At 61.0% G+C, this 4518-nt stretch carries 4 protein-coding genes and 1 pseudogene; 2 read left to right on the forward strand and 3 right to left on the reverse strand.

Annotated elements, in window-relative coordinates; translation table 11 throughout:
* Positions 1 to 348 precede the first annotated feature (348 nt).
* Complete coding sequence (locus tag EN939_RS22135; RefSeq protein WP_127269670.1) at positions 349 to 1032, reverse strand: glutathione S-transferase family protein; 684 nt, start codon at positions 1030 to 1032, stop codon at positions 349 to 351.
* Positions 1033 to 1380: 348 nt separating this feature from the next.
* Between EN939_RS22135 and EN939_RS22140 the strand changes: the two genes are divergently transcribed.
* Positions 1381 to 2274, forward strand: a complete 894-nt coding sequence (locus EN939_RS22140; protein ID WP_164748887.1) for an SMP-30/gluconolactonase/LRE family protein — start codon at positions 1381 to 1383, stop codon at positions 2272 to 2274.
* 45 nt (positions 2275 to 2319) lie between these two features.
* Here EN939_RS22140 and EN939_RS22145 read toward each other — a convergent pair whose 3' ends face one another.
* Together EN939_RS22145 and EN939_RS22150 are read right to left on the reverse strand one after the other, a co-directional pair.
* Positions 2320 to 3210, reverse strand: coding sequence for a LysR family transcriptional regulator (locus EN939_RS22145; RefSeq protein WP_245456765.1), 891 nt, complete (start codon positions 3208 to 3210; stop codon positions 2320 to 2322).
* Between the two features lie 238 nt (positions 3211 to 3448).
* A complete protein-coding gene (locus EN939_RS22150; RefSeq protein WP_013530368.1) occupies positions 3449 to 4126 on the reverse strand; it encodes an MIP family channel protein in 678 nt (225 codons plus the stop codon).
* Between the two features lie 181 nt (positions 4127 to 4307).
* Here EN939_RS22150 and EN939_RS22155 point away from each other — a divergent pair.
* Positions 4308 to 4518 (forward strand): annotated as a pseudogene (locus tag EN939_RS22155) (MFS transporter); the annotation flags it as partial.

Here is a 4518-nt window from a genome sequence, read left to right on the forward strand (position 1 = left end):
TGGAAAAGCTGAAGCTGCCCGGATCGTGCTCAAGCCCGGCCAGATCGCCCGCGACAAGATCCAGCGCCACATCCGCTTCCGCACCGAATTGCCGATGACGGTCACCCGGCAAGCCGCAGAAGTTTTTGATGCGAGGCGATGGTCGAGGAACTGGGGCTCGTGACGCAGAAGAAGGCTTGAGGGCTGGCCTCGCGCCGACGTCGAGCCGTGAACTCGATTGGCGTCTAATATCGCTGGGTCGTCCAGGCTGACATTGCACTGCATTGGTTGGGCATCCGAGCATCGCACTGAACCCGGCCGCCAGCGGTGCTCGAATCCACCGGCAGCAGAAACTGCCGGTGGCACGGGTCATACGGCATCTGCCTCGTTTTGCGGGAACATGGCGCGACGTGATTCCGCATCGAGATCAGCCTTGAAGGTATGCCTTGCCTTCATGTCCAGGGCTCGCTGGACCGCAGGGCGCTTGGTCGCCTCGTCCATGAAGCGCACGACATTGGGATAGTCGCCAAGACCCTTCTCGCCGAATGCATATCCGGCGGAGGCGGCCCAGCCCCAAAGCGCCATGTCGGCGATCGTGTACTCGTCGCCGGCCAGATAGCGGGCCTTTCCAAGCCGACGGTCCAGAACCGCGTAGTGGCGCTCGAGCTCCTTCACGTAACGATTTTTCGCATAGGCGATATCTTCCGGCGCGTAATGCAGAAAGTGGATTGCCTGGCCGGAAAACGGCGATAGGCCCGTTGCCACGAACTGAAGCCATGACAGCATCAAAGCCTTGGCCTTCAGTTCGCCCGGAATGAATTTTCCGTGCTTCTCGGCGAGGTAGAGGAGGATGGCGTGGGAGTCGAATATCGTCACCTCCCCGTCAACCATCGCCGGCACCTTGCCATTTGGATTGATCTCCCTGAATTCCGGCGTGTGCTGCTCGCCTTTGAAGATATCGACCGGCGAGACGTCGAAGGGCAATTCCAGCTCTTGCAGCAGCACCGCCACCTTCATCGAATTCGGCGTGGCGTGAAAATACAGATTGAGCATCTTTTTCTGTTCCATCGTTGAACATCCACCCAGTCCGCCCGATCGGCGTCTGCTGATGTTGAGCGCCTGAAACATGCTGGCCTGCCCGCCACCACGCCAATCGATCTTGCGGATTGGTGGCATCGAGCCCGTTCATGGCAGGTCGGGCGATCGGACGGGTTTGGATTTTGACAAGTCCCAAACCCATGAACGCGATCGATTCGTCTCATCGTGAAACGCGATTTCTCGAGGCGCGCTCAGAGTTCTAGAGCGGTGACATCAACCGACCGAAAGGAACCAATCATGATCTCTCGTTCTCTAATGTCTGGCGTCGCAGCCATGATTCTCTTCAACATTGTATCGCCATCGATGGCCGGCAGCACGGCTCAGGGGATTTCGTTCGCCTCCGACCAGAGTTATCCGGAGAGCATGACATGGTCGGCCAGGCAGGACACCTTTATGGTCGGCTCGGTGCGTCATGGCCTGGTGGCCAAGGTCGACAAAACCGGGAAGTACACGGTGTTCGTGCACGATGCGAGGCTGGTTTCCACGGCGGGTCTGCTCGTCGACGACAAGCGCAACACGCTTTGGGTGACGAACTCCGACCCGGGCGTCGGCGATCGCACCGGTGCGGCGAGCAAGGGCAAGCTTGCGGCGGTGGCCACCTACGATGCCACGACCGGCCAGCCTCGGGCCTATTACGATCTCGGCAGCCTCAGCGAAGGTACGCATTTTGCCAATGACATCGCGCTCGATGCCGACGGAAACGCTTATGTGACCGACAGTTTTGCTCCGATCGTCTATCGGATCGACACAGCGGGCAAGGCGGCGATCTTTGCGCAGGATCCACGGTTCACGAATGGCGACGGCTTCAAGCTGAACGGCATCGCCTGGCACAAGGATGGCTATCTGCTCGTGGGCAAATACAATACGGGTGAGCTGTTTCGCGTCAGTATCGCCGACCCCCGCACGGTCGAACCGGTTAAACTGCCCGAGGCCCTCACGGGTGCCGACGGCATTCAGTTGATCGATGACCAGCACCTCATCGTGGTGCAGAACCTGGGCGCAGATCGCACCGTCGAACTGGTATCCGCCGACGGGTGGGCATCGGCGACGATTGTCCGGCAGGAGCGCAGCATCATGTCGATGCCGACGGCCGCGGCGATCTTGGGCGACGATGTCTACGTACTGAATTCGCGGCTCGACACGCTGTTCGATCCGGCTGCCGACAAGGTTGGCGACTACCTGCTTCAGAAGCTCTGATTGCACGGCATGTGGTAGCCGGAACGATTGCGTGGTGTTCGGCCACTACCCCTCGTGACCGCTGCGAGCGCTCTGTATCACCAGTTTGCGCAGCCATATGTGGGCGGGGTCGCTGCGCATTCGTGGGTGCCAGAACAGGTTCATGGCGAACGGCGAGAGCTCCAAGGGGGCTTCGAACAGATCGAGAACTTGAGCGAAGCGCCTCAGGAAACGCCGGGGCAGGGTGCAGATCAGATCGCTGTTTTCCAGAACGAGCGGGGCCAGTGCGTAGCTCTGGATGGAGACCGTCACATTGCGCGAGCGGCTGATCTCGGCAAGCGCGTCGTCGATCATCCCTGCAAAATGCCCGCCGCTCGTCGAAATGAGCAGATGGTCGAGGGCACAGAATTCGTCCAGGGTGATTGACCCCTTGCCACGCGGATGGCCGTGCCGCTGGGCGGTAACGAATTCTTCTTCGAACAGCTTCTGCCCGATCAGACCACTCGAACCGTCTTCCGCGGCTCCGATGAAGAGATCGATGTCGCCCTGCTCCAGATGCTCGACGATCCTCGGCTTGTTGGGCACCGTAAAGGCGACCTTTGCGTTGGGAGCTTGGGATTTGAACCGCGGAATGAGGTCCGGCGCCAGGATCGCTGCCGGATTGTCCGTGGCGGCAATGCGATAGACACGTTTGCTTGTCGCGGGGTCGAACAGATGAGCAGTATTCACGAAATCGCTCAACCGTTCGAGCAGCCGGGTGAGTTCGGGCTCAAGTGCCAGAGCGTGAGGCGTCGGGATCATTCCCCGTCCGGACGCCGCCGTTGTGAAGAGGGGGTCGTTCAGCAATTGACGCAGACGCGTCAGGCGGGCCGACAAAGCCGATTGGGTAATGTTCAATCTCGCCGCCGCATGGGTGACGTTCTGGTGCTTCAACAGCGCGTCGAGTGTCAGCAGCAAGCCAATGTCGAAATCCGATAGCCGTTTTGTCAATGGGACCTCGAACCAGCAGGCGCTATTCAATCGGTAGCTCTAGACTAGCACGGTTCCGGGTTTGAAGGGCATGCGGTTCCAGTCAACAGTCAGCCGGCGTGGCCGGATTTGACCACCCATACTGAGGTCTGTTCGGCCTCTTGCACCAACCATCTAAGGCGCGGGCCATGGCCCGCGCCTTTTCATATTCAGCCTTCCAAAGAGCTCAGTCCTTCTCGAAGATGCGCGCCTTGGCGACCACACCGGCAATGGCGCCGCCGATCAGCGGTGCAACGATGAACAGCCAGAGCTGACCGATCGCGGCAGTTCCCGAAAACAGTGCCGGACCGATCGAGCGGGCCGGGTTGAGCGACGTGCCGGTCACCGGGATGATGGCGAAGTGCAATCCTGCCAGCGTCAGGCCGATGACCAGTCCGGCGAACGCCGTCGAGTGCTTTTCAGCCGTGACGCCAAGGATCACGGTGACGAAGGTGAAGGTGCCGATCACTTCCCACAGGAATGCCGAGCTGACACCCCATTTCGTCACATCCCAGCCATTGGCGCCGAAGCCGGTGGTGTGTCCGCCAACCTGGCCGGAAACGATGATCCACAACGCCAGCGAAGCAAGGACGCCGCCGATGACCTGCGCGATCCAGTAGGGGATCACGTCCTTGGCCGGCAGCCGGCCGGCAAGGAAGACGCCGAGCGTCACCGCCGGGTTGAGATGCGCGCCCGAAATCGGGCCGATCGCATAGGCCGCCGCGATGAGGCCGATGCCGAACGCCAGACCGATGCCTTCCTGGCCGAGCGGCAGCGCGCCGCCGAAGCCGCCCGTCACCACAGAAGCCGTACCGATGAACACCAATAGAAATGTGCCTAGAACTTCCGCCAGATAAGTCTTCATTGCCCTCTCCTCGTGTCGATCCGCCGGTCCACCTTTGCGCGCCGCGAATCACAACCGGAAGAGTATTCGCAACCAGAAAAGTTGGAAAGCAGAGCGGTTGTGCAGGCCGACCTGCTTGTGCGCGCCGGTTGCGCGCTCTAGAGCAGGGCCGGAATAATTTTCTGCGTGACGGAACAAGACCATGCGACTGGGCGGACGGCTGGCTGCGGCCATCGAAGTGCTGGAAGACATCGGCCGGCGCCACCGGCCGGTGGCGGACGCGCTGAAGGATTGGGGCCTGTCGCATCGCTTCGCCGGCGGCGGCGACCGTGCGGCGATCGGCAACATCGTCTATGACGCCTTGCGCCACAAGCGTTCCGCCGGCTGGCTGCTGGGGCAGGACACGCCGCGCG

The organism is Mesorhizobium sp. M7A.F.Ca.CA.002.05.1.1, from assembly GCF_003998335.1.
GTDB lineage: Bacteria > Pseudomonadota > Alphaproteobacteria > Rhizobiales > Rhizobiaceae > Mesorhizobium.

Bases quoted from the DNA above. Each gene is read 5' to 3' on its own strand.
- EN939_RS22140 (WP_164748887.1), top strand. From the start codon at position 1,381: ATGGCCGGCAGCACGGCTCAGGGGATTTCGTTCGCCTCCGACCAGAGT.
- EN939_RS22135 (WP_127269670.1), bottom strand. From the start codon at position 1,032: ATGCTCAATCTGTATTTTCACGCCACGCCGAATTCGATGAAGGTGGCG.
- EN939_RS22150 (WP_013530368.1), bottom strand. From the start codon at position 4,126: ATGAAGACTTATCTGGCGGAAGTTCTAGGCACATTTCTATTGGTGTTC.